We start from the raw sequence: 23,420 nt of genomic DNA, 5'->3' as shown, positions 1-23,420 counted from the left end.
GTGGCGGAGTGCGCAGCTGGAACACTGTGATGCGTGCGCATCGATCTCCACACCCACTCCACGGCATCCGACGGCACCGACTCACCCGCCGAACTGATGCGCAATGCCGCGGCCGCGGGGCTGGACGTCGTCGCCCTCACCGATCACGACACCACCTCCGGCTGGGCCGCGGCGGAGGCGGCGCGGCCGCCGGGGTTGGCCCTGGTGCGCGGCATGGAGCTGTCCTGCGTCGGGCTGGGGGAGGACGGCGACCCGGTCGCCACCCACCTGCTCGCCTACCTCTTCGACCCCGCCGACCCCGGCTTCGCCGCCGAGCGCGAGCGGCTGCGCGGCGAACGGGTGCAGCGGCTGCGCGCCATGGCCGAGCGGATGGCGGCCGACGGGCTGCCCATCGAGCCGGAGGCGGTGCTCGCCGCGGCCGGCCCGGCGGCCGGGCGCCCGCACCTGGCCCGCGCCCTGGTCGAGGCGGGCGTCGTGCCCACCGTCGACGCCGCCTTCCGGCACCTGCTCGCCCCCGACGGCCCCTACTACGCGGAGAAGGCCGACACCCCGCTGCGCCGCGCGGTCGCGATGATCGCGGCCGCGGGCGGGGTCAGCGTGGTCGCGCACGCCAGGGCGCGGGCCAGGGGCAGGCTGCTCGACCTCGACGAGATCCGCGACCTGGCCGGGCTCGGGCTGGGCGGGCTCGAGGTCGACCACCCCGACCACCCTGCCGCCGACCGCGCGCTGCTGCGCGAGCTCGCCGCCGAGCTCGGGCTGCTCTGCACCGGCTCGTCGGACTACCACGGCGCGAACAAGACCGTGGCGCTCGGGGCCTGCACCACCGAGCCCGCGCAGTTCGAGAAGCTGGTGGCGGCGGCGACCGGCACCGAGGTGATCGCGCCGTGAGGCTGCTGCGCGGGCTGAGCGGCACGGTCGCGGCCGGGGTGGTGGTGCTGGCGCTGGTGGTGCTCGGCGCCGCGGTGCTGGCCGGGCGGCGCGGTTTCCCCGGCCCCGGCGGGGAGTCGCTGGCCTGGCACCTCGGGCTCGCGGTGGTCGTCGTGGTGGCGCAGGTGTTCGCTGATCGGAAGTGGGGCGTCCCGGTGTTCGGGGCCGCGCTGGTGGTGTTCGCGGCAGCCGGGTGGTTGCTGTGGACGCAGTGGTGGGGATAGCCTTCCCGGCTCTTTCGTAACGCGGGTCACGGTGCGGCTACGACACACCCTTCGGCCGTGGTCCCAATGGTTGCGGGTCGGTGAACTGTGCCCGAACATTGTTTTCCGTGGAGGCCTTCGAGACCGATGTGCTCGTCCTCGGTGGGGGACCCGCCGGCCTCTGGTCCGCGATCGCGGCGGCCAGGGCCGGTGCCCGCGTCGTGCTCGCCGACAAGGCGCGCTGCGGCGCCGCCGGGCCGACCGCGGCCGGGAGCACCGCGCTCTGGGCGGCGCCGCCGGGGTCGGGGCGGGCCGATGCGGTGGGCGCGGCGCTCGCGCACGGGGCCGGGCTCGGCGATGCCGCGCTGGTGCACGCCGTGCTGGAGGAGAGCTACCGACGGCTCACCCGGCTCGCGCACCGCGGGCTCAGGACCACGCCGGTGCCGAGCGTCGTCGCGGGCGAGGACGACCCGGCCGGTCCCGGCGGGCCGCTGCCCGCCCGGGTGCGGGTCAGCGGGGTCATGTACCTGCGGGCGCTGCGCCGCTACGCGCTCGCGCTCGGCGTGGTGATCCGCGACAACCACCCCGCGCTGCGGCTGCTCACCGACGCCGACGGCGTGGTCTGCGCGGCCGCCGGGCTGCGCACCGGCACCCGCTCCGGGCCGTGGACGGCGAGCGCGCGGGCCGTCGTGCTCGCCACCGGCGGCTGCGCCTTCGGCTCCGGCGCGCCCGGCACCGAGGTCGATACCGGCGACGGGCTGCTCTTCGGCGCCGAGGTGGGCGCCGAGCTCTCCGGCATGGAGTTCGCGGGCGCCTACGCCCTCGCGCCTGCCATGGGCGGCGCGCCCTTCGGGCTCGGCGCGGGCTCGCCGCTGCACGGCGCCGCGCTGCACGATCGCACCGGCGCTCCGGTCGCCGGGGCCGCGCTCTTCGAGGCGTTGGCCGGTGGCCGCGGCGTCTTCGCCCGCACCGCCGCGCTCTCCGCCGCCGCGCGCAGGCAGGTACTGCGCTACCGGGTGCTCGACCAGCAGGGCCGGGTGCCGCTGCGGCCGGTGTTGCACGGCACCGTGCTCGGCGCGGGCGGGCTGGTGACCGCGCGCGACGGCGCCACCACCGTGCCCGGGCTCTTCGCCGCGGGCGACGTCACCTCGCGCGAGGGGGTGGTCGGGGCCGGTGGCGGGCACGGCGGGGCGTGGGCGATCGCCTCCGGGGTGTGGGCGGGGGCGGGGGCCGCGCTGTTCGCCGGGGTCGGCGGGCCGGTGCCGGTGCGGGTGCCGCAGGGGTCGGGGCCGGTGCCCGCCGGGCTGCGCTCGGTGTGCCGCTTCGACCCGCGCGCGGTGGTCGGCTCGGTGCGCGAGCACACCGTTCCGCCGCGCCGCAGTTACTGGCGCAGCGCGGGCACGCTGCGGGATACCGTCGCCGAGCTGGACGCGCTCTGGCCCGCCGCCCGTTTCGAGCTCGGGGGAAGCGGTGCGGGGGCGCTGCGCTCGCGCCAGGCCGTCGCGCTGCTGGCTGCCGCGCGGTGGAGTGCGCACGCCGCGCTGGCCCGCGCCGAGAGCCGGGGGTTACATCGCCGCACCGACCACCCCGACGCCGCGCCGAGCGGGCTCGTCCGCATCCGGACGGGCGGGCTCGACGCGGTCTGGCTGCGTACCGACCCGCTCGCCGGCTCGGATATCGCCCGGCTCGGCGCCCGGCGTCCGCGTGCCGTCGAGCCGCCGCTCGGCGCCGCCGCGCTGCCGCCGACGGCGTGATGCGCCGACGGTGCTCACCGGGGCGGCGTCGGCGCGGCGGGATTGCTCACCGCGGCCGTCCGGCGAACGGCCAGCCTTTGCTCACGTCCAGGTAATTCCGGCCGCCTACGCTCGCAGGGTGAGGTTGTCGGGGAGCACCGGTTTGGCGGCGGGGGAGCCCGGCTGGCACAATGGGTCGGATTCCGCTCCTGTGCCACCGCCGGGTTCGGATATCCCGCTGGCCCCGTCGCGCGACGTACCGTCGCACCACGTGGATCAGTATCGATCTCAGGTCCGGATGACCCCGTCCGGCTCCGCGCTCTCGTTCCGCCCGCCCGGTACTCGCCGGTATCCACTGCTGCGTGACGAAAATCACAACCAGTCCGAAATGGGCCGGTAGCGGCATCGATGAGCCCCGTGAGACACCTCATACCGGATACCCGGCGGTAACCGTTTTCCGGTCTAGCCACGCACCAAGCAGGAGTGAAATCGTGTCACCTGTGACTGACGCACCGAATGCCACCGCGGACCGCAGCGCCGACGACGCGGCCAGCCTTTCTGCGATCACCCACGACGAAATCTTCGCAGGCCACCTCGGCGGCAAGCTCTCCGTGGAGCTCTCGTCCCCGCTGGAGACCCAGCGGGATCTGTCGATCGCCTACACCCCCGGCGTCGCCCAGGTGAGCCGCGCGATCGCGCAGGACGAGGCGCTCGCCAAGCGCTACACCTGGACCGACCGGCTGGTGGTCGTGGTCAGCGACGGCACCGCGGTGCTCGGCCTCGGCGATATCGGCCCGCGCGCCTCGCTGCCGGTCATGGAGGGCAAGGCGGCGCTGTTCAAGAAGTTCGCCGACCTGAACTCCATCCCGATCGTGCTGGACACCAAGGATGTCGACGAGATCGTCGAGACCCTGGTCCGGCTGCGCCCGAGCTTCGGCGCGGTGAACCTGGAGGACATCTCCGCCCCCCGCTGCTTCGAGATCGAGCAGCGCGTGATCGAGGCGCTCGACTGCCCCGTCATGCACGACGACCAGCACGGCACCGCCATCGTGGTGCTCGCCGCGCTGAACGGCGCCGCCCGGGTCCAGGGCCGGGATATCGCCGACCTCAAGGTGGTCGTCTCCGGTGCGGGCGCGGCCGGCGTCGCGTGCACGAACATCATGCTCGCGGCCGGTGTCGCGGACGTCACCGTGCTCGACTCCAAGGGCATCGTGAGCCGCGAGCGCAGCGACCTGAACGCCATCAAGTCCGAACTCGCGGGCCGCACCAACCCGCGCGGGCTGAATGGCGGCGCCGCCGAGGCGCTGGCCGGCGCCGACGTCTTCCTCGGGCTCTCCGCCGGGCTCATCGCCGAGGAGCTCATCGCCTCCATGGCGCCGGAGTCGATCGTCTTCGCCATGTCCAACCCGGACCCGGAGATCCACCCCGACGTGGCGCGCAAGTACGCCTCGATCGTGGCCACCGGCCGCAGCGACTTCCCGAACCAGATCAACAACGTCCTCGCCTTCCCCGGCGTCTTCAAGGGCGCGCTGGACGCGGGCGCGCGCCGGATCACCGAGGGCATGAAGATCGCCGCCGCCAACGCCATTCTCGGTGTCGTCGCGGACGAGCTGGGGCCGGAGAAGATCGTGCCCAGCCCGCTCGACCCGCGGGTCGCCCCCGCCGTCGCCGAGGCGGTCGCCGCCGCTGCCCGCGCCGAGGGCGTCGCCTGATTTCTTTTTTGCCGGAACTCCCGCTCGAGGTTTTTGCTTCGGGCGGGAGTTCTGTTTTCAGGGCGTGATTCGCAGCCAGGCGCCGAAGGCGCCGACGCCGTCGCTGTCCGACACGATGCGGTACGAACAGCACGGGCCAGGGGCGCGACCATCGTGCGGGTCGCCTGCCCGGGCGGTCCGCACCCGGCGCCGGTCGAGTCGGGGGTCATCGGCGTGCACGCCGTGGGGACGAGGGCCGGGACCTGCCCGTGGTGGGATGTCCGGGTTGTCTACGACACCTCGGCATTCCGCTGACGGGGAGCTCCATCGCCCGAGCATGAGATCCATGAGGATCGGCATCGCCGAGGAGGGATCGGGCCTACCCTCCCGGCCTCCGGGGCGGGGTTTCGGACGTGGTCCGGCCGCGGCGGCGGAGGGTTCGCTCGTAGTCCTCGACACGTGCTTTCGCGATGGCCGAGCTGCTCGCGGTCCGCAGCACGATGCCCATCGGTTTTCCGGTGTTCGACCGCCGACGCTATGCGATATCATTTCATGAACAGAATTGATATCGCCGAAGAGGGAGGGTGAGCAATGGCCAGGACTGTCATCGATCTGGACGAGGAGATCGTCGAGCAGGCGATGCGGGTGTACGGGGTGACGACCAAGGCGGCAGCGGTGCGGGCGGCTATGGCCGAGGGCGTGAAGCTGCGGTTGCGGCGGGAGCTCTTCGATGCCATGGACGAGGGTGAGTTCGAGGATGTGTTCGCGGAGATCCGGTCCAAGACCGGGCCGCGGAAGCCGGACGGCTCCCTCGATCGCGGCGACGGAGCCTCGGTGGCGTGAGGGGGCGCTACCTGGTCGACAAGTCCGCGCTGGCTCGCCGCAGCACGCCCGCGGTGCGGCAGCGACTCGATGCGCTGGACCACGCGGGGCTCCTCGCGGTGTGTGCCCCCACCGAATACGAGGTGCTGTATTCGGCGCGCGGCAAGCCCGAGGCGCTGCGTTTGCGCACTCTGCTCCGCGGATTCGACTACCTGACCTGCAATGACGAGGAATTCGAGCGCGCGCTCGAGATTCAGGCACTGGCGCTCAACGCCGGTTTTCACCGAGCACTGTCGTTGGCCGACGTCCTTATCGCAGCTACGGCCGAGCGGCACCGAGCCACGGTTCTGCACTACGACGGCGACTTCGACATGATTTCCTCGGTGAGTGCGTTGCGAGCCGAATGGGTCGTCGAGCCCGGCACCGCCGACTGAGTCAGGTACGGCGGCGCAACCGCCCGGTCCCCGGCGCCCCGGCCCAGACCGCGAGCGCGAGCAGCCCGTCCAGGACCATCGCCAGCACCGCGACCAGAATGGCCCCGACCAGCACCCGGTCGTAGCGGTGCAACCCGATCCCGTCGAAGATGTACCGCCCCAACCCACCGAGGTTCACGTAGGCGGCGATGGTTGCGGTGGCGACCACCTGCAACGTGGCCCCGCGTACCCCGGTGAGCAGCACCGGGAGCGCGTTCGGCACCTCGACCCGGAACAGCACCTGGAACTCCGTCATCCCCATGGCACGCGAGGCGTCTAACACCTCCGGGGACACATTGGCGATCCCCGCGTACGCCCCGGCGAGCAGCGGCGGAATACCCACGGTGATCAAGGCGAGCAGCGGCGGGATCAGCCCGAGCCCCATGAGCAGGACCAGGAAGGTGAGCAGGCCGAGGGTGGGGAGCGCGCGCATGGCGTTGGCGAAGCCGACCAGCACCGCGGCACCGCGCCGGTAGTGCCCGACGGCGAGCCCGAGCGGCACCGCGATCAGCGCGGAGAGCCCGATGGCGAGCGCGCTGTACCAGAGGTGTTGCAGCAGCCGCTGATCGATCCCGGCGGGGCCGCCCCAGTTGTCCGGGTCGGTGAAGTACTGCCAGGCATCCAGGAAGAGATTCACGAGGAGGCCCCCTTCGCGACCCAGGGCGTCGCGGCCCGCCCGAGCAGGTACACCAGCCGGTCGAAGATCAGGGCGAGCACCAGCGTGACGACGATCCCGGCGATGATCTCGTCGGGGTAGTCCCGCTGGTACCCCTGGGTGAAGAGCTTGCCGAGCCCGCCGACGCCGACCAGCGCGCCCACCGACACCATGGCGATATTGGTGACCACCACGACCCGCAGTGTGGAGACGAAGACCGGGAGCGCGAGCGGCAGGTCGACGGTGAGCGTGCGGCGCAGCGGGCCGAAGCCGACGGCGTCGGCCGAGTCGAGCACCGCGGCGGGCACCGAGTCCAGCGCCGCGGGCACCGCGATCACCAGCAGGGCGGTGGAGTAGAGGGTGAGCGCGATGATGACGTTCAGCGGGTCGATGGTCGCGATCCCGACGATCGGCGGAATGATCACGAACAGCGCCAGCGACGGCACCGTGTACACCAGCCCGGAGAGCGTGACGGTCACCCGCCGCAGCCACGGCACCCGGCGTACCAGCGTCCCCACCGGGACCGCGATCACCAGCCCCACCAGCAGCGGGATCAGCGCGAGGTACAGGTGCTCCCTGGTGTAGCCCCAGACCTCGCTCGCATTGTCGAGGAGATAGCGCATCAGGCCTCCGCGCGCGCGGAATCCTCGGCCGCGCGCTGCTCGGCCAGCAGGGCGAGCACGTCGTCGGCGCTGATCCCGCCGCGCACCGCGCCGGAATCGTCCACCGCGACGCCGACGCCGGCGGGTGCGGAGATGGCCGCGTCCAGCGCCTGCCGCAGGTCGCCGCCGACCACGAAGAGCGAGCCGCCCGCCGTCATGCTCTCGGCGAGCTCGCGCCCGGCCCGCAGCCCGGCGGCGCCGCCCGCGTCCAGCCAGCCGACCGGGGCACCGCCCTTCCCGGTGATCAGCACCCACTCGCCGGGGCCCGGCTCCAGCTTCGGCGCCTCGGCCTCGGTGGCCGTGGCGAGATCGCGCAGCGGCACCCGCTCCGCGCTGCGGAAGGAGAGCCCGCGGTAGCCGCGGTCGCGCCCGACGAACCCGGCCACGAAATCGGTGGCGGGCTGGGCCAGCACGGTGCGCGGCGCATCGTACTGCTGCAGCACGCCGCCGCGGCCGAACACCGCGATCCGGTCGCCGAGCGTGATGGCCTCGTCGATATCGTGCGTGACGAAGACGATGGTCTTCCTCAATTCGCCCTGCAGGCGGCGCATCTCGGCCTGCAACTCGGCCCGGACCACCGGGTCGACGGCGCTGAACGGCTCGTCCATGAGCAGCACCGGCGGGTCGGCGGCCAGCGCCCGCGCCACCCCGACCCGCTGCTGCTGCCCGCCGGAGAGCTGCGCCGGATAGCGCTGCGCGAGCTGCCGATCCAGCCCGACCCGGTCCAGCACCTCCAGCGCCGCCGCCCGCGCCTGCCTGCGCGAGGTGCCGCGCAGCACCGGCACGGTCGCCACATTGTCGACGACCGTGCGGTGCGGGAGCAGCCCGCCGCCCTGGATCACGTAGCCGATGCCGCGGCGCAGCCGCACCGGGTCGACCCCGGCGATATCGTCACCGCCCACGGTGATCGTGCCCGAGGTGGGGCGGATCATCCGGTTGATCATGCGCATGGAGGTGGTCTTGCCGCAGCCGGACGGCCCGACGAATACCGTGAACGAGCCGGACTCGATGGCCAGGTCCAGCCCGGAGACGGCGTGCGTGCCGTCCGGGTAGGTCTTGCTGACGTCGCGGAATTCGATGTCGGACACGGTGGGATCAGCCGCCCGCCTTCTGGTTCAGCCCCTGCTCGGCGAGCCACGCGGCCGCCGCGGCCTTGGGCTCGGTCTTGGCGTCGCCGGAGACGGCGGTGTTCAGCTCGATGAGCTCCGCGGTGGTGAGCTTGGCCGAGACGGCGTTCAGCGCGGCGACCAGCGGGTCGGTCTTCTTGGCCGCGTTCAGCAGCGGCACCACGTTCTGCGCCGGGAAGTTCTGCTTCGGGTCTTCGAGCACAACCAGGTTGTTCTGCGCGATGGCGGGCGAGGTGGTGAAGATATTGGCCGCGGTCACCTGGCCGTCCACCAGGGCACGGACGGTGGCGGGGCCGCCGCCGTCGGCGATCGGGACGAACCTGTCCGCGGGGATATCGACGTCGTAGTTCTTGGCGAGGCCGGGCAGCCCGCCCGGGCGCTCGGCGAACTCGGCGGGCGCGCCGAAGGTGATCTCGGCCGAGTACGCGGCCAGGTCGCCGATCGAGCGCAGGTTCCAGCGGTCCGCGGTGGCCCTAGTGACCACGACGGCGTCCGAATCCTGGGCCGGGGCCGGGGTGCCGAGCGCCAGCTGGTCGCCGAGCGCGCCCGCCAGCGCGGACTCCACATCCGCGGGGCTGGTGGCGGTCGCGTCGGGCTGCAGGTACTGGAGCAGGTTGCCGGTGTACTCGGGCACCACCGAGACCGAGCAGTCGCGCAGCGCCGGGATATAGGCCTCGCGGCTGCCGATATTGAGCCTGGTGTCCACCTGGAAGCCGTTGACCCGCAGCGCCTCCGCGTAGATCTCGGCGACCGTCTCGGACTCGGGGAAGTTGGCCGAGCCGACGGTGATGGCATCGCCCTCGCAGCTGCCGCCGCCGGAGAGCGGGTCGGAGTTGCCGCCGCAGGCCGCGAGCGTCGCGGCGACCGGCACGGCGAGCGCGGCGGTGAGGATCCGGTGAGCAGAAGTCGAAAGCACGGGAGTCCTTTGCGTCCGGGTACGGGGCGGCGGCGCTGCCGGGCTGCCCCGGTACATTGCCGATAGTCCATACTGCCCGCTCGGCGGGGTTCGCGTCGGCTGGAGAGAGTTGGTGTCGCAGAATGGAGTTGCCCGCGTGGGTGCGCAGGGGTGCGGTGCCGCGCGCTCGAAGCCGGGCGCGGTGCTCGCTCTTGGCGCTGGTCGCGCTCGCCGCCGTGTCCTGTGGGGGCGGGACGGGGGAGCCCGCGGTCACGGTCGGGGCGGGGGACACCGCGGAGTCGGCGGTGCTCGCCGAGATCTACGCCGGTGCGCTCTCCCGCGGGGGGATTGCGGCGGTGGTCGCGCCCGCGCCCGGTGATCGCGCGGCGCGGTTGGACGCGCTCGACTCCGGCGCCGTCGACCTGCTCGCCGACCACACCGGCGCCCTGACCCGCTTCTTCGACGCCACCGCGCTCAGCGCGAACGCGCCGGGAGACACGCCCGCACCCGGCGCGCCGCCCGCAGGTGGCACGCCTGCGCCCGGTGGCGACCGGCCCGCCCCTGGCGCGCCGTCCGCGCCCGGAGGTGACGCGCCGGTGCCCGGCGACGATTCGCCCGGTTCCGGCGCACCCCCCGCGACCGATGCCGGCGCCCCGAAAAACCCCGTCGACCCGGCGCGGAACGCGACCGCCGCGCTGGCCCGCTCCCTCCCGCAGGGCCTCGTCATCTCCGACCCCGCCGACGGCACCGACCTGCGCCCGCGGCTCCTGGTGACCACCGAGACCGCTCGCCGCGACAACCTCGCCGAATCGACGGCCGCCGCCTGCGCGGGCCGCACCGGCGGTTTGGCTCCCGCCCCCGGCCTGCTCGACCCCGCCCCGCCCGAAACCCTTCCGAACTGCACCTTCGTCACCACCGAACGCTTCGCCGACCCCGCCGCCCTGCGCGCCGCGCTCCTGGAGGGCCGGATCCAGGCGGGCATCCTGGCCGGCCCGGTGCCCGCCGACGCCACCGCCGGTTTGACCGCACTCGCCGACGCCGAAACCCTCCTCGCGGAGAACGTCGTCCCGATCTTCCGCGACGGCGTCATCGACGACCGCGGCCGCGAGCGCCTCAACCAGGTCGCGGGCGAGCTCACCACCGAAGAACTGACCGCGCTGGTGCAGCGCGCCGAGGCCGGGGAGAACCCCGCCGACCTGGCCAGGAGCTGGCTGGACGCGCACGCGCTCTGACGGCGGAATAACCGATCGCGCCCGATCGTTGCCCAGGCGTATATTCCGCCTGGAGTATTCGGCACGCCCCGAACGAGGAGCTCCTGATGTCCGAAACCCGCAATCCGTGGCATGCGCTGCTTGCCATGGTGGTGGGCTTCTTCATGATCCTGCTGGACATGACGATCGTCGCGGTCGCCAACCCGGCCATCATGGCGGAGCTGAACGCCGAGATCTCCTCGGTGATCTGGGTGACCAGCGCCTACCTGCTCACCTACGCGGTACCGCTGCTCATCACCGGCCGCCTCGGCGACCGCTTCGGCCCCAAGAACCTGTACCTGATCGGGCTCGCGGTCTTCACCGCCGCCTCGCTCTGGTGCGGCTTCTCCGGCACCATCGGCATGCTGATCGCCGCGCGCGCCGTGCAGGGCATCGGCGCCGCGCTCATGACGCCGCAGACCATGGCGGTCATCACCCGCACCTTCGCGCCGGACAAGCGCGGCGCCGCCATGGGGCTGTGGGGCGGCGTGGCCGGGCTGGCCACGCTGGTCGGCCCGATCCTGGGCGGCGTGCTGGTCGACGGCCTCGGCTGGGAGTGGATCTTCTTCGTCAACGTGCCGGTCGGCATCATCGCCTTCGCGCTGGCCGTGTGGCTGGTGCCGGCGCTGCCGACCAACCGGCACCGCTTCGACATCCCCGGCGTCGTGCTCAGCGCGATCGGCATGTTCCTGCTGGTCTTCGGGATCCAGGAGGGCAATACCAGGGACTGGGACTGGTTGATCTGGACCATGATCGGCGCCGGGCTCGTGGTCCTGGCCTTCTTCCTCTGGAACCAGTCGCGCAATACCGGCGAGCCGCTGGTGCCGCTCGGGCTGTTCAAGGACCGCAACTTCGCCTTCTCCAACCTGGCGATCGCGGCCATGGGCGCGGCGGTGACCGCGTTCATGGTGCCCGCCTACTTCTACCTGCAGGCGGTGCGCGAGCTCTCGCCGACCCGCTCGGCGCTGATCTTCGCCCCGATGGCGATCGCGACCGGCATCCTGGCCCCGGTGATCGGGCGGTTCTCCGACCGGCTGCACCCGCGGGTGGTGCCGACCGTCGGCTTCTCGCTCTTCGCGGTGGCGCTGTTCTGGATCGCCGCCATCATGACGCCGGACAGCCCGCTGTACCTGTTCATGGTCGCCGGTGTGCTGGCCGGGTTCTCCAATGCCTGCATCTGGGCGCCGCTGGCCTCGACCGCCACGCACAACCTGCCGGTGCAGCAGGCCGGGGCGGGCGCCGGGATCTACAACACCACCCGCCAGGTGGGGTCGGTGCTCGGCAGCGCGGCCATCTCCGCGCTGATCTCGGCGCGGATCACGGCGGCCGGGCTCGGTGGCGGGCCCGCCGCCGAGGGGATGGGCGGGCCGGTGCCCGAGTTCGTGCGGGACAAATTCAGCACCGCGCTCTCGGAATCCATCCTGCTTCCCGCCGGGGTGCTGCTCATCGGCGTCGTCGCCTCGGCGCTCTTCGTCCGGCACGAGCGCAGTGCTGCCGGCCCCGGGCCGGTCAAGGAGGCGGAACCGGCGGGCACCGCCGCCTGAGGTCTCGACCGCGCCGCCGCGCAGTTGCCCTTCGCCTCGCGCGGCGGCGTCGGCCGCCAGCTCTTCGCGGGCCCGCCGCGGGTGGCCGGGGTGCGGCGCGGAGCCCCGGGAAACAAGCTTTCTTCTCACCCGACCCGGACGAAAACCGCCGGATACCCGCTGGCCCCGTCGGGAACGGCCGCCGCCACCTCGGCCGTCTGCACCTCTCCGGTGCCGTCGGTGGAACGGGCGCGCAGGGTGTGCGGCCCCGGGGTGGCGTTCCACTCGTACACCCACTGCCGCCAGGTATCCACCGACACATCCGCGGCGAGCCGAGCCTGCTCCCACGGCCCGTCGTCCACCTGCACCTCGACCGCGACGATCCCGCGATGCTGCGCCCACGCCACCCCGGCGACCGACATCCGCCCCGGCTTCAGCCGAGCACTCGCCGCGGGCGTATCGATCCTGGTCCCGGTCTTGATCGGCCCCTCGGCGGCCCAGCCGAGCTTGGTCCAGTAGGCGGTGGCCCGGTCGAAGCGGGTGACCTCCAGTTCGGTGACCCACTTGGTGGCGGAGACGTACCCGTAGAGCCCGGGCACCACCAGCCTGGCCGGGTACCCGTGCGCCACCGGTAGCGGTTCGCCGTTCATGCCGATGGCGAGCAGCGCGTCGCGCCCGTCGGTGAGCGCGGCGAGCGGGCTGCCCGCGGTCCAGCCGTCGACGCTGCGGGAGAGCACCATGTCGGCGCCGGGGAGCGGGCCTGCCTCGGCGAGCAGGGCGTCCAGCCGGTAGCCGAGCCAGCGGGCACTGCCGACCAGGTCGCCGCCGACCGGGTTGGAGACGCAGGTCAGGGTGGTGAGCCGCTCGATGGCGGGGCGGGCGGCGAGATCGGCCCAGCGCAGGGTGATCTCGCGCTGCACCATGCCGTGGATGCGCAGGGACCAGTCCTCGATCGACACCTGCGGGACGGTCAGCGCGGTGTCGATCCGGTAGAAGTCGGCGTTCGGGGTGAGGTACGGGGTGATGCCGGGGGTGCGCAGGTCGGCGCCGAACGGCGTGTCCGGCAGCGGTTCCCGCGGCGGCGGCAGCGTGACGCCGGCACGCTCACCGGAGACATCCGTCCGGAGCGCGGCCAGCGCGCGCCCCGCCAGCCCCGCGGCGATGCCAGCCCCCGTCGCCAGCGCGAGCCCGCGCAGCACCCACCGCCGATCCGCCCCCGCCGCCTCGCGGTCTTCCGAGAGGCGGCCGCCGGAGACGCCGCCCGTTACCGCGCGGCCCGCCGGTTCGCGCACCCGGCCACCGACGGCCTCCGCGTCGCCCGCAGGCTCGACACCTCCACGACGGCTCTCCCCCGCGACGCCGTCCGCCCGCGATCCGTCGATCGCCCGCAGCAGCACCCAGATCCCGGCGGCGACCCCGGCCACCGTCGGCACCGCCGCGAAAGCCCCCGCCGCGGCGACAGCGAACCCGGCCACCACGACCCCGAGCATCGCGAGGAGAACGGCCCCGGCTCGGCCGAGCACCCCGGCGAGCGCCGAGACGAGCACCGCCACCACCAGCATGGCGACGACCAGCACCCCCTTGTCGGCGGTCCCGAAGGTCTCGATGGCCCACTCGCGCAACCCCTGCGGCGCGTGGTCGATCACCGCGTCCCCGAGCACCCGCACCGGCGAAACGGCCGGGTTCAGCACCCCGGCGAGCAACTCCGCCGTCCCCAGCGTCACTACACCGGCGGCAACCCCGGCGGCGGCCCGCGCGATCATTCCCCGACCGTACGCCGCGAACGACCAGCGCCGCCGCCGGAAATCCCCGGCGACGGCGCTGTTCACAGAATGGTCAGGAGTAGATCTTCTCCACCTCGGTGGCGAACTCCTTCATGACGACCGCCCGCTTGAGCGACATCTTCGGCGTGAGCTGCCCGCCCTCCTGGGTCCAGTCCACGTCGAGCACCTTGATCTTCTTGATCTGCTCGGCCTTGGAGACCTTCTTGTTGGTCTCGGCCACCGCCGCCTCGATCTCGGCGACCAGGTCGGCGTTCTCCGCGAGCTTGGCCACCGTGGAGTCGGCGGGCAGCCCGTGCCGCTCGGCCCAGCCGGGCAGCGCCTCCGGGTCCAGCGTGATCAGCGCGGCGATGAACGGCTTGCCGTCGCCGACCACCATGACCTGGCTGATCAGCGGGTGCGCGCGCAGCGAGTCCTCCAGCACGGCGGGGGAGACGTTCTTGCCACCGGCGGTGACGATGATCTCCTTCTTCCGGCCGGTGATGGTGACGAAGCCGTCGCCGTCGATGGAGCCGAGGTCGCCGGTCTTGAACCAGCCGTCCACGAAGGCCTCCTCGGTGGCCTCCGAGTTGCCCCAGTACCCGCCGAACACGACCGAGCCCTTGACCAGCAGCTCACCGTCCTCGGCGATCTTGGCCGCGTGCCCCTCGATCGGCCGCCCGACCGAGCCGACCCGCAGGTACTCGGGGGTGTTCACGGTGACCGCCGCGGTCGACTCGGTGAGCCCGTAGCCCTCGTAGATGGTGACGCCGACGCCGCGGAAGAAGTGCCCGAGCCGCGCGCCGAGCGGCCCGCCGCCGGAGACCGCGGCCTCGCACTGCCCACCGAGCGCGGCCTTGAGCTTGCTGTAGACCAGCTTGTCGAAGACGGCGTGCTTGGCCTTGAGCACCAGCCCCGCGCCGCCCTTCTCCTGCGCCTCGGACCATTCGATGGCGGTCGCCGCGGCGGCGTCGAAGATCTTGCCCTTGCCGCCGTCGTGCGCCTTCTGCTTCGCGCTGTTGAAGACCTTCTCGAACACGCGCGGCACCGAGAGGATGAAGTGCGGCCGGTACGCGCCGAACTGGTCGACCAGGGTGGTCCAGTCCGCGGTGTGCGCCACGACCACCTTGGCGTCGAACGCGGCCAGCGCGACGGCGCGGGCGAAGACGTGCGCCAGCGGCAGGAACATGAGGGTCTTCTTGCCCTCGGTCACGTACTTGCCGAGCGCGATCCGATCGGACTGCGATTCGGCGTAGAGGTTGGCGTGCGTGAGCATGACGCCCTTGGGCCGCCCCGTGGTGCCGGAGGTGTAGATCAGGGTGGCGGGCGAGGCCGCGTTCACCTGCTTGCGCCGCTCGTGCACCGCCTCGTCGGCCAGCTCGGCGCCGCGGGTGGTCAGCTCCTCGATGGCGCCGCTCTCGATCTGCAGCGTCTCGCGCAGGTCGGGCAGCGCGCCGTCGGCGATCTCGTCGATCACCGCGCGGTGCTTGTCGTTCTCGATCACCAGCAGCTTGGTGGCGGAATCCTGCAGGATCCAGGTGGCCTGCTCCGCGGCCGAGCTGTCGTAGATCGCGACGGTGCAGCCGCCCGCGGCCCAGATGGCGAAATCGAGCACGGCCCACTCGTAGCGGGTCGCGGCCATGATCGCGACCCGGTCGCCGAGTTCGACGCCGGAGGCGATCAGCCCCTTGGCCACCCCCGTGACCGTCTTCGCGAACTCCGCGGCCGTCACGTCCCGCCAGGTGTTGGTGCCGCTCGGGACGTTGAAGACCACCACGTCGGGCGTCCGCTCGGCGTGCCGGAAAACGTTGTCGGAATTGTTCGCGTCGTCCGGAATTCGGTAGGAAGCCGGGACTTCGAACTCTCGCATCTGTGCCCTTCCACGTGGGTTTACTCGCCAGTAATCTACGACACCGCGGGCAGGCGGGAGAGCTCGGCCACCGCTTCGGCGCCGAGTGAGCGACCGCCCGCCCGGACTGCTGGAACCGCTGGTCCTATCCTAGTTCCCGCAGGTCGGCCGGGTGTAGTGCGTCACGCAGGAATTCGGCCATCTCGGACAATACGGCGGCGGCGGGTCGCACCAGCCCGGCCTGCAGCTGCGCCACATGCCAGAGCCCGCGGGTCTCGGTGAACCGCACGTGCACACCGGCCCCGCGCAGCGCCTCGACCAGCGCGACGCACTGCGGGTGCAGCAGCTCGCTCTCGTCCACCTGGACGTAGGTGGGCGGCAGCGCGTGCAGCACGCCGGTGAGCGGGGCGTAGCCGATGTCGGCGCAGTCGGCGGCGCCGAGGTAGGCAGCGGCGCAGAGCCGCGACCAGGGCTTGCTGATCACCAGGTCGCGCTCGCGCTCCGGGATCTCGTTCGGGTCGGTCCACGGCGCGATCAGCCCGAGCGCGCCCGGGGTGAGCCCGTGCTTCGCGATCAGCCGCTGGGCCAGCGCGAGCGCGAGCCCGCCGCCCGCGGAGTCGCCGGAGATGGCGATCCGGTCGGCCCGGTAGCCGTGCTTGGAGACCAGCTCGAGGAAGGCCGCCTCGGCGTCGTCGAGCCCGGCGGGCAGCGGGTGCTCCGGCGCCAGCCGGTAGTCCAGCGCGTAGACCGGGCACTCCGCGGCGCGGGCCAGCCGGGCGCCGAGCGAGCGGTGCGTGGCCAGCGAGCCCACCACGTAGCCGCCGCCGTGCAGGTAGAGAATCGCGCCCGCCTCGGTGCCGGTCGGAGTGCTGGTGACGGTGAGCCGTTCGGCGGGCCGCCCGGCCAGCCGGAGCTTCCTGACCACCGCGCCCGCGGGCAGCAACTGCACCCGCGAGGCGACGTCGAGCAGCCTGCGCTGCACCGGGAAGGGCAGCCTGGCGTGCAGCGATGCCCAGTAGAGCGGGGTCAGCACGGCCCGCGCCGCCGGCAGCGGCAGGTTCAGCTCGCGCAGGGCGCTCACGGCAGCACACCGCGCTGGACCCGCGCGGAGATGCGCTGGTAGCCGGAGGCGGTGAAGCGCACGAACAGGTCGAGCAGCTTGGCCTCCCAGCCGATCAGCACCCGGCCGTGGCCCTTGCGCACGCCCTCGGTGATGGTCTGCGCGGCCATCTCCGGGGTGTGCATGGCCAGCTTCTTGTCGAAGAGCGAGGCGGCGTTCGCGCCGTCCACGTTCTCGGCGTAGCTCGCGTTGCGGGCCACCGCGGTCTTGATGCCGCCCGGGTGCACGCAGGTGACCCGCACCGGGTGCTTGCCGAGCAGCATCTCCTGGCGCAGCGACTCGGTGAAGCCGCGCACCGCGAACTTGGCCGAGTTGTAGGCGCTCTGGCTCGGCACCGCGATCAGCCCGAAGAGGCTGGAGACGTTGACGACGTGGCCGTCCCCGGACTCCAGCAGCAGGGGCAGGAACGCCTTGGTGCCGTTCACGACGCCCCAGAAGTCGACGTCCATGATCCGCTCGATGTCCTTGAACCCCGAGTGCAGCACGTCACCGTGGTAGGCGATGCCCGCGTTGTTGTAGATCTGGTGCACGACGCCGAAGTGCGCCTTCACCGCGTCGGCGTAGAGCAGCACGGCCTCGCGCTCGGAGACGTCCAGCCGATCCGACTTCACCTGGGCGCCGAGCGCCTCGCAGCGCCGGACCGTCTCGGCCAGCCCCTCGGTATCGATGTCGGAGAGCGCGAGCTTGGCCCCCCGCCTGGCCAGGTTCTCGGCCAGTGCCCGGCCGATGCCGGAGCCGGCGCCGGTGATCACACAGACCTTGCCGGTGAAGTACGCGTCCCTGCTCACTGCGGTACCACTGCTTTCTGATCGGCCGCGGCTTTCGTGGTCGAGTACGCCGCGACGTCGAACTTCTTGGTCTGGCTGCGGAAGCGGAAGGTGAAGTCCGGCCACAGCGTGGTGTTGTTGCCGTGTTTGTCCAGGTACCAGCTGGCGCAGCCGCCGGTGTTCCAGACCGTGCCCGCGAGCTTCTGCTGCAGCTCGGCGTTGTAGCTGTCCTGCGCGTCCCGGCGCACCTCGACCGTGCGCAGCCCCTGCCGCGCCAGCGCGCCCAGCGCGTCGGCCACGTAGTTGATCTGCGACTCGATCATGTAGACCATCGAGGTGTGGCCGAGCCCGACATTCGGGCCGACCAGGAAGAACATGTTCGGGAAGCCCGCGATCGCGGTGCCCTTGTACGCCTGCTGCCCCTGCTGGTCGAAGACCTCGGAGAGGGTGCGGCCGTCCGGGCCGACGATGGCGTTGTAGGTCGGCGAATCGGTCACGTGGAAGCCGGTGGCGACGATCAGCGCGTCGATCTCGCGCTCGGTGCCGTCCCTGGTGACGATGGAGTTCGCTTTGATCTCGGCGATGCCGTCGGTGATCACGTCGACGTTGTCGCGGTCCAGCGCCGGGTAGTAGTCGTTCGAGATCAGCATGCGCTTGCAGCCGATCCGGAAGTTCGGCGTGACCTTCGCGCGCAGCTCGGGGTCGGAGATCTCGCGGCGCAGCTTGGCGCGGGCGACCAACTCGAAGATGTTCATCAGCGCGGGGAACTTGGCCAGCCCGAGCACCTGGGTCTCCCTGGCGGCGTAGATGCCCGCCCTGGAGAGCCGCTGGAAGCCAGGGATGTGCTTGAAGGCCAGCTTCTCCAGCGTGGTGTACGGCCGGTCGAAGCGGGGCAGCAGCCAGGGCGCGGTGCGCTGGTAGACGTCCAGGTGCGCGACCTGCGGGGCGATGCTCGGCACGATCTGGATGGCCGAGGCGCCGGTGCCGATGATCGCGACCCGCTTACCGGCCAGGTCGGCATCGTGGTTCCAGCGGGCGGAGTGGAAGATCTCGCCCTCGAAGTCGTTGATGCCCTTGATGTCCGGGAGCGCGGGCTCGCAGAGCGCGCCGACCGCGGAGACCACCGTGTCGGCGGTGAAGGGCCCCTTGCTCGACTCGACGTCCCAGCGCGCGGTCTCGGCGTTCCAGCGCACCGAGGTGACATCGCAGTCGAAGACGTGCTTGTCCAGCACGCCGTACTTCTCGGCGACGCCGCGGATGTACTGCTGGATCTCGCCCTGCCTGGAGAACGAGCGCGTCCAGTCCGGGTTGAGCGCGAAGGAGTACGAGTACAGGTGCGAGGGGACGTCGCAGGCCGCGCCCGGGTACGTGTTGTCCCGCCAGGTGCCGCCGACCACGCTGCCCCGCTCCAGCACCAGGTAGTCGTCGCGGCGCTGCTGCTTCAGCTTGATCGCGAGCCCGAGCCCGGCGAACCCGCTGCCGACGATGATCGTGCGCACGTGCCGCCGCTCGACACCCTTGTCTGTAACCTTGCGACTCATGTAACCGAGAGTACGAGTTTATTGAGCAGCAGTCAACAGTATTGAGCGGCGGTCAGTAGGATGAGCCGGGTGAAGAGCAGAAGCCAAGGGGAGAGCACGAAACGTGTCCGATTGAGCCCGGACGAGCGGCGCCTGCAACTCATCACCCTCGGCACCCGGATGCTCGGCGAGCGCGCCATCGAGGACATCTCGGTCAGCGAGATCGCCGAGCAGGCGGGGATCTCCCGCGGCCTGCTCTTCCACTACTTCCCGACCAAGCAGGACTTCCACCTGGCGATCGTCCACCACGCCAATGCCGAGCTCCTGGAGCGCGTCACCCCCGACCCCGAGCTCGGCGTCTACGACAAGCTGCGCGATTCCATCGAGCGGTACATCGACTACGTCAGCGAGAACCGCACGTCCTACGCCGCGCTGCTGCGCGGGCCGACCTCGACCAGCCCCGAACTCGCGCCGCTGGTCGACCGGACGCGCGACGCCATCATCGGGATCATCCTGACCGAGGCGCCGGTGCACATCGCCGAATCCGAGCGGCCGCGGTTGCTGCTCGGCATGCGCGGGTGGATCGCGTTCGTCGAGGAGACGACGTTGACGTGGTTGCGGACCGACGCTGTTTCGCGCGAGGAGTTGATCGAGTTGCTGGTGGATTCGCTGGTGGCGTTTGCTTTCTCGTTGAGTCCGGGGTTGGGGGAGGCGCTGCGGGGAGAGGTTGTGGGGGGTTAGTCGTCGGAGGCGACGATCAGCCGCACCGAAGCGTTCGCCCGATCGATCAGGACCAGTTCGTGGAACTCTCCGTTACTCAGGCCGAGGTCGCTCATGGCGCCTTCGCCGAGGTCACGGAGTTCGTAGATCGCCGTGGCGGTGTCGATCGGCTCGAATACCTCCGCCGTCACGCGCTCCCGGAGTTTGTCGGGGACCGACCCGTCGGCCCTGAGCCAGCGGTCGACGATGTCGGCCGCCGCCTCGGGCGAGATGGTGCGGTAGGAGTCGACCGAGATGTTCCGCAGCCAGTAGGGCCCGTGCCTGGTCCCCTCCGGCTCGATCCCCCCGCCGATGTAGTTGTCCCGGTAGGCCGGGGAATCGATGAGGCCGCGGAGGAGTTCCGCATCGGCTGCCTCCGGCTGCCGAACTACGTACCTCTTGCTGTTCACCCAGCGGAATCCGTGGTGGCCGTCCGGCGCGAAATCGAAATCCTTGAAGTTGACGAAGCTGCGCTCATCGAAGGTGAGGATCGATTCGTCTGTCACTCGGTCACCCTGTCATCTGCTGTTTTCACGGTATGTGCCATCGCTTCAACGGCAGGTCGGGGACGTTGTTGAAGTCGATGGTGTCGCCGCCGCTGTCGCTGTAGTTGCGGAAGGTGACATTGGACTTCGGATCGTCCGAGATCTTCCACACCTCGACCTCGCCCTTGGGAGTCGTGATCACCTGCGGCGGTCCGAGTTTCTCGGTCAACTCCGCCCTGGCGGCATCGATCTGTTCCTGCGTCACGATCCGGACACCCTTGGCGTCCTCGTCGCCGAGTAGCGTACCTGCTTCGTCGGAGGCGATATCCCTGGCGATGTCCGCCTTCTGCTCGGGAGTCAGGGACGCCGGGTCGGCTGTACTGCCGCCTCCGGAGTCGACGCCATCGTCGTCGAGCAGCACCCGCATCGCGATGATGGAGACCAGACTGCTCGTCATCTCCGTCAAGCTCGGCACCCCGTCGAACGCCTTGACGACGCCGACCGCACCGGCGCCAGCGACCGCGAGACCGACCGCGCGAATGAGATTACTGGCCTGGTAGACGTTGCGAATGGTGGTCGCGGTGTTCGCCACGATCGCGGTGACCCCGCCGGCCCCCGCCGCGGCACTGCCACCGAGGGTGAAGAAAAAGGCGGCCGCCGCGGCCGCGACCGTGAGCCCGACCGCCCACTTGGCCGAGGTCACCGCGGACTCGATATCAGTCCGCACCGCGACCGTGGCCGCGTGGTACTCGGCGACCGGGGTGGCCAGCGCGAGCGATGCGGTGCGCAGCCCCTCCGCCCCCCTGCGCACCGATTCGATGTGCTCGCGAATCGGCCCGAGGTGCTCGTCGCGCATCGGCTCCAGCAGCCCGGCGATGGCGGCGACCCGGGCGCCCGCGTTCGCGATGGCCTCGTGCGTCGAGAAGGTTTTCCAGGCCGCGGCCGCCCGCTCCAGCTTGTCGACGTCGCCATTGGGAAGTTTGCCGAATTCCCGCACGATCGTCGCCAGCAGGCTCTCGAAGATATCGACGTCGTCGGGGTGCCGGGACAGCCCCGGCCCGTTGTCGGCGACCGAGGTGGGGATCGAGATGTGGCAGACGTCGATGTCGCCGACCGCCGGGCGGGAGGGCGCGGGATTGCTGCGGTTGGCGATGCCGTGGTTGTAGCCGAACGCCGCGATCACGTAGCCCAGGTTCGACAGCGCATCCGCGATATTGGTGCAGGTCTGCAGGGTCTGCTGCGCCGAGTTGTCGTAGGCCTCACCCCACTGCTTGCAGCCTGGAGCATCACCGGCCATGCCCGCGCAATCGTTCTTCAACACCGCGTGCAGGGGCGCGTCCGCTTTCCGGATCTCCCCGGCCAGATCATGACATTTCTGCGCGGCGTCGTAGTACACCTGCCAATCGACGGTCTGGCTCATGCCCCGCCGACCATCCTCCGGTTCAGGTCGTTGGCCCGGGAGTAGCGGGTGTGCATGGTGCGCGCGGCATCGCTCATATCCCGCAGGCCGGTGACGAATTCCCGGGCGCCGGCGGACCACTGGCGGTGCGCGTCGGCGTAGGCGGCGGCCGCGCGGCCTTCCCAGCCGGTGCCGGTGAGGGTGGCGATCCGGTCGTCGATCTCGTCGAGGTGGTCGGCGACGAAGGTGGCGAGGGCGGAGACCCGGGTGACGATGTTGTCGAGCTCTTCGAGGTCGACCGAGAACTGCGAACTCATCACATGTTCAGCAGGGTCGTGGAATCGGACTCCTGTTTCTCGTAGTTCGCCGCGCTGACCCCGAGCTTCTCCGCGAGGACGGTGAGCGCGTCGATGATCGCGGTCCCGCCCTCGCGGACGTCGCTCCAGCCGGTGCCGAATTCGGCGGCGGCGTCGCCGGTCCAGCTCTCGGTGGTGAGGCGGTCGACGTCGCGGGCGGCGGATTGCAGTGCGCCGCGCAGAGTTTCGGCGAGGTCGTAGACGTATTGGCCGACCTCGCGCACCTTTTCGGGTACGACGGCGACTGGTGTTCCCCCGGTTTCGCTCACGGAATCGACGGTAGCAGCCGAGCAGAGGCCGCCGCGGGTGTCGCGGCGGCTCCGGTCACGGGTGCAGCCGGTAGAGGCGGAAGAGGTCGTGCTCGATGTCGAGCACCTCGACCTCGGCGAAGCCCGCGTCGCGGGCGTAGCGGCGCAGGGTGCCGGGGCGCATGACGGTGCCGGTGCCCGCGGAGCCGGGGTGCGAGAGGCCGTCGGGGAGGCAGATGAGCAGGGACATGCCGTACATGAGCTGCTCGACGGGGTCGCCGGGGCCGGAGAAGGTCTCCGGGACGCGCTCGTCCATGACGAGTACGGTGCCGCCGGGGCGCGCCAGGGTCCGCGCCGCGCGCAGGACGCCGACCGGGTCCGGCATGTCGTGGACGCATTCGAAGGCGGTGACCAGGTCGTACCGGCCGGCGTCGGCGAGTTCGGCGACGTCGGCGTGATGGAATCGGACCCGGTCGCCGAGGCCGTAGTTCGCGGCGTGGGCGCGGGCGGCCTCGATGGAGGCGGGGTCGAGGTCGAAGCCGTCGACCTCGGCCGCCGGGTAGGCGAGCGCCATGCCGATGGCGGACCAGCCGTCGCCGCAGCCGATATCGGCGACCCGGCCGCCCGCGGTGAGCGCTGCGTGCGCCTCGGGCAGCGCAGGCAGCCAGTCGGAGCCGAGGACGTGCAGGAAGAGCGGGCGGTTGGCATCGGCCTGACCGGCCCGCATGACCTCCCCGTACTGGTGCCAGCCGACCCCGCCACCGGTGCGGTACGCCTCCAGCAGCGCGGGCAGCTGCACCGCCGCTGCGGCGACGATCCGGGCGAACGGGGTGAAGTAGCTGAGGCTGTCCCGGTCGCAGAGCACCGGGACGTGCTCGGCGGGGAGTGTGTAGCGGCGTTCGTGCGCGGGCAGCGCGGGGTCGTCGACCTCGATCAGGCCGGCGACGGTCTGCTGCTCCAGCCACTCCCGGCAGTACCGCTCGGCCATGCCCGCCGCGGCGGCGGCCTCGGCTGAGGTGCGGGGCTCGGCCAGCAGGTCGTAGAGGCCGAATGTGGAGCCGATGTGCACGGCGAGCACGTCGAAGGTGCCGAGCACGGCGGTGAAGAGGTGGTCGGCGAGTTCGTCCGATTTCATGGTCTGCTCCGGGAGGTCGGGGTTCGGGACGCCTCCACCGTGCGCTCCGGCGCTGACAGCC

General features: G+C 71.6%; 23 protein-coding genes. 9 read left to right on the top strand and 14 right to left on the bottom strand.

What is annotated here, in order from left to right; translation table 11 throughout:
• The first annotated feature begins 33 nt into the window (after positions 1-33).
• The 6 genes from NH2_RS12030 (at position 34) to NH2_RS12005 (ending at position 5,810) form a co-directional block, all read left to right on the top strand.
• On the top strand, positions 34-888 hold the full coding sequence (locus tag NH2_RS12030) for a PHP domain-containing protein (protein WP_067652757.1): 855 nt from the start codon (positions 34-36) through the stop codon (positions 886-888).
• Positions 885-1,151, top strand: a complete 267-nt coding sequence (locus tag NH2_RS12025; protein WP_067652755.1) for a hypothetical protein — start codon at positions 885-887, stop codon at positions 1,149-1,151. The genes NH2_RS12030 and NH2_RS12025 overlap by 4 nt, the downstream gene beginning before the upstream one ends.
• A gap of 107 nt (positions 1,152-1,258) precedes the next feature.
• On the top strand, positions 1,259-2,884 hold the full coding sequence (locus tag NH2_RS12020; RefSeq protein WP_067652753.1) for an FAD-dependent oxidoreductase: 1,626 nt from the start codon (positions 1,259-1,261) through the stop codon (positions 2,882-2,884).
• Positions 2,885-3,363: 479 nt separating this feature from the next.
• Positions 3,364-4,575 (top strand): NAD(P)-dependent malic enzyme, encoded by a 1,212-nt coding sequence (locus NH2_RS12015; protein WP_174552825.1) that lies wholly within the window; start codon positions 3,364-3,366, stop codon positions 4,573-4,575.
• Positions 4,576-5,145: 570 nt separating this feature from the next.
• Positions 5,146-5,397: a type II toxin-antitoxin system VapB family antitoxin gene (locus NH2_RS12010; protein ID WP_067652751.1), complete on the top strand. Its 252-nt coding sequence runs from the start codon at positions 5,146-5,148 to the stop codon at positions 5,395-5,397.
• The gene (locus NH2_RS12005) at positions 5,394-5,810 is read left to right on the top strand and encodes a PIN domain nuclease (protein WP_067652749.1); all 417 of its coding nucleotides are present in this window, start codon (positions 5,394-5,396) and stop codon (positions 5,808-5,810) included. Before NH2_RS12010 ends, NH2_RS12005 begins: the two co-directional genes overlap by 4 nt.
• 1 nt (position 5,811) lies before the next feature.
• Here the strand turns inward: NH2_RS12005 and NH2_RS12000 are convergent, their stop codons facing one another.
• From NH2_RS12000 to NH2_RS11985, 4 genes are read right to left on the bottom strand one after another with little or no spacing between them, the layout of a single operon-like run.
• Positions 5,812-6,486 carry an ABC transporter permease gene (locus tag NH2_RS12000; protein ID WP_067652747.1) on the bottom strand — a complete coding sequence of 225 codons (675 nt, stop codon included), beginning with the start codon at positions 6,484-6,486 and terminating at the stop codon, positions 5,812-5,814.
• Positions 6,483-7,127 carry an ABC transporter permease gene (locus NH2_RS11995; protein ID WP_067652745.1) on the bottom strand — a complete coding sequence of 215 codons (645 nt, stop codon included), beginning with the start codon at positions 7,125-7,127 and terminating at the stop codon, positions 6,483-6,485. The genes NH2_RS12000 and NH2_RS11995 overlap by 4 nt, the downstream gene beginning before the upstream one ends.
• Positions 7,127-8,254, bottom strand: coding sequence for an ABC transporter ATP-binding protein (locus tag NH2_RS11990; RefSeq protein ID WP_067652743.1), 1,128 nt, complete (start codon positions 8,252-8,254; stop codon positions 7,127-7,129). Before NH2_RS11990 ends, NH2_RS11995 begins: the two co-directional genes overlap by 1 nt.
• Before the next feature lie 7 nt (positions 8,255-8,261).
• Entirely contained in the window at positions 8,262-9,266 is a 1,005-nt protein-coding gene (locus tag NH2_RS11985; protein ID WP_067652741.1) for an ABC transporter substrate-binding protein, read from the bottom strand.
• Between the two features lie 65 nt (positions 9,267-9,331).
• Here NH2_RS11985 and NH2_RS30170 point away from each other — a divergent pair, with 65 nt between their 5' ends.
• A complete protein-coding gene (locus NH2_RS30170) occupies positions 9,332-10,420 on the top strand; it encodes a glycine betaine ABC transporter substrate-binding protein (protein ID WP_157103730.1) in 1,089 nt (362 codons plus the stop codon).
• Between the two features lie 86 nt (positions 10,421-10,506).
• On the top strand, positions 10,507-11,982 hold the full coding sequence (locus NH2_RS11975; protein ID WP_067652737.1) for a DHA2 family efflux MFS transporter permease subunit: 1,476 nt from the start codon (positions 10,507-10,509) through the stop codon (positions 11,980-11,982).
• Positions 11,983-12,107: 125 nt separating this feature from the next.
• Here NH2_RS11975 and NH2_RS11970 read toward each other — a convergent pair whose 3' ends face one another.
• The 5 genes from NH2_RS11970 to NH2_RS11950 all read right to left on the bottom strand — a co-directional run bounded on the left by NH2_RS11970 (position 12,108) and on the right by NH2_RS11950 (position 18,998).
• The gene (locus tag NH2_RS11970) at positions 12,108-13,724 is read right to left on the bottom strand and encodes a molybdopterin-dependent oxidoreductase (RefSeq protein WP_067653508.1); all 1,617 of its coding nucleotides are present in this window, start codon (positions 13,722-13,724) and stop codon (positions 12,108-12,110) included.
• A 73-nt stretch (positions 13,725-13,797) separates the two neighbouring features.
• Complete coding sequence (locus NH2_RS11965; RefSeq protein WP_067652736.1) at positions 13,798-15,591, bottom strand: AMP-dependent synthetase/ligase; 1,794 nt, start codon at positions 15,589-15,591, stop codon at positions 13,798-13,800.
• 124 nt (positions 15,592-15,715) lie between these two features.
• Positions 15,716-16,642 (bottom strand): alpha/beta hydrolase, encoded by a 927-nt coding sequence (locus tag NH2_RS11960; protein WP_067653506.1) that lies wholly within the window; start codon positions 16,640-16,642, stop codon positions 15,716-15,718.
• Between the two features lie 5 nt (positions 16,643-16,647).
• Positions 16,648-17,478: an SDR family NAD(P)-dependent oxidoreductase gene (locus NH2_RS11955; RefSeq protein ID WP_067652734.1), complete on the bottom strand. Its 831-nt coding sequence runs from the start codon at positions 17,476-17,478 to the stop codon at positions 16,648-16,650.
• Positions 17,475-18,998, bottom strand: coding sequence for a flavin-containing monooxygenase (locus NH2_RS11950; RefSeq protein ID WP_067652732.1), 1,524 nt, complete (start codon positions 18,996-18,998; stop codon positions 17,475-17,477). Before NH2_RS11950 ends, NH2_RS11955 begins: the two co-directional genes overlap by 4 nt.
• 60 nt (positions 18,999-19,058) lie before the next feature.
• Between NH2_RS11950 and NH2_RS11945 the strand changes: the two genes are divergently transcribed.
• Positions 19,059-19,718, top strand: a complete 660-nt coding sequence (locus tag NH2_RS11945) for a TetR/AcrR family transcriptional regulator (RefSeq protein WP_067652730.1) — start codon at positions 19,059-19,061, stop codon at positions 19,716-19,718.
• On the opposite strand, the gene NH2_RS11940 is transcribed toward NH2_RS11945, so the two are convergent.
• Genes NH2_RS11940 through NH2_RS11920 form a run of 5 tightly spaced genes read right to left on the bottom strand, consistent with a single transcriptional unit; the run spans position 19,715 to position 23,359 of the window.
• Entirely contained in the window at positions 19,715-20,242 is a 528-nt protein-coding gene (locus NH2_RS11940) for a hypothetical protein (protein WP_067652728.1), read from the bottom strand. The genes NH2_RS11945 and NH2_RS11940 overlap by 4 nt on opposite strands.
• A 25-nt stretch (positions 20,243-20,267) precedes the next feature.
• A complete protein-coding gene (locus tag NH2_RS11935) occupies positions 20,268-21,641 on the bottom strand; it encodes a hypothetical protein (protein ID WP_067652726.1) in 1,374 nt (457 codons plus the stop codon).
• Positions 21,638-21,937 (bottom strand): WXG100 family type VII secretion target, encoded by a 300-nt coding sequence (locus NH2_RS11930; RefSeq protein ID WP_067652724.1) that lies wholly within the window; start codon positions 21,935-21,937, stop codon positions 21,638-21,640. The genes NH2_RS11935 and NH2_RS11930 overlap by 4 nt, the downstream gene beginning before the upstream one ends.
• Positions 21,937-22,245 carry a WXG100 family type VII secretion target gene (locus NH2_RS11925; RefSeq protein ID WP_067652722.1) on the bottom strand — a complete coding sequence of 103 codons (309 nt, stop codon included), beginning with the start codon at positions 22,243-22,245 and terminating at the stop codon, positions 21,937-21,939. The genes NH2_RS11930 and NH2_RS11925 overlap by 1 nt, the downstream gene beginning before the upstream one ends.
• A 55-nt stretch (positions 22,246-22,300) precedes the next feature.
• The gene (locus tag NH2_RS11920; RefSeq protein ID WP_067652720.1) at positions 22,301-23,359 is read right to left on the bottom strand and encodes a class I SAM-dependent methyltransferase; all 1,059 of its coding nucleotides are present in this window, start codon (positions 23,357-23,359) and stop codon (positions 22,301-22,303) included.
• Positions 23,360-23,420: the final 61 nt, after the last annotated feature.

Origin of the sequence: Nocardia harenae NBRC 108248 (assembly GCF_001612885.1) — a bacterium.
Classification (GTDB): domain Bacteria; phylum Actinomycetota; class Actinomycetes; order Mycobacteriales; family Mycobacteriaceae; genus Nocardia; species Nocardia harenae.
Note: the sequence above shows the minus strand (reverse complement) of the source record. Positions and strands in the feature narration are given on the sequence as shown.

Excerpts from the sequence above, each read along its gene's own strand:
- NH2_RS12010 (WP_067652751.1), top strand. The coding sequence starts at position 5,146 with ATGGCCAGGACTGTCATCGATCTGGACGAGGAGATCGTCGAGCAGGCG.
- NH2_RS11995 (WP_067652745.1), bottom strand. The coding sequence starts at position 7,127 with ATGCGCTATCTCCTCGACAATGCGAGCGAGGTCTGGGGCTACACCAGG.
- NH2_RS11985 (WP_067652741.1), bottom strand. The coding sequence starts at position 9,266 with ATGTACCGGGGCAGCCCGGCAGCGCCGCCGCCCCGTACCCGGACGCAA.
- NH2_RS30170 (WP_157103730.1), top strand. The coding sequence starts at position 9,332 with ATGGAGTTGCCCGCGTGGGTGCGCAGGGGTGCGGTGCCGCGCGCTCGA.
- NH2_RS11975 (WP_067652737.1), top strand. The coding sequence starts at position 10,507 with ATGTCCGAAACCCGCAATCCGTGGCATGCGCTGCTTGCCATGGTGGTG.
- NH2_RS11970 (WP_067653508.1), bottom strand. The coding sequence starts at position 13,724 with ATGATCGCGCGGGCCGCCGCCGGGGTTGCCGCCGGTGTAGTGACGCTG.
- NH2_RS11965 (WP_067652736.1), bottom strand. The coding sequence starts at position 15,591 with ATGCGAGAGTTCGAAGTCCCGGCTTCCTACCGAATTCCGGACGACGCG.
- NH2_RS11950 (WP_067652732.1), bottom strand. The coding sequence starts at position 18,998 with ATGAGTCGCAAGGTTACAGACAAGGGTGTCGAGCGGCGGCACGTGCGC.
- NH2_RS11945 (WP_067652730.1), top strand. The coding sequence starts at position 19,059 with ATGAGCCGGGTGAAGAGCAGAAGCCAAGGGGAGAGCACGAAACGTGTC.
- NH2_RS11935 (WP_067652726.1), bottom strand. The coding sequence starts at position 21,641 with ATGAGCCAGACCGTCGATTGGCAGGTGTACTACGACGCCGCGCAGAAA.
- NH2_RS11930 (WP_067652724.1), bottom strand. The coding sequence starts at position 21,937 with ATGAGTTCGCAGTTCTCGGTCGACCTCGAAGAGCTCGACAACATCGTC.
- NH2_RS11920 (WP_067652720.1), bottom strand. The coding sequence starts at position 23,359 with ATGAAATCGGACGAACTCGCCGACCACCTCTTCACCGCCGTGCTCGGC.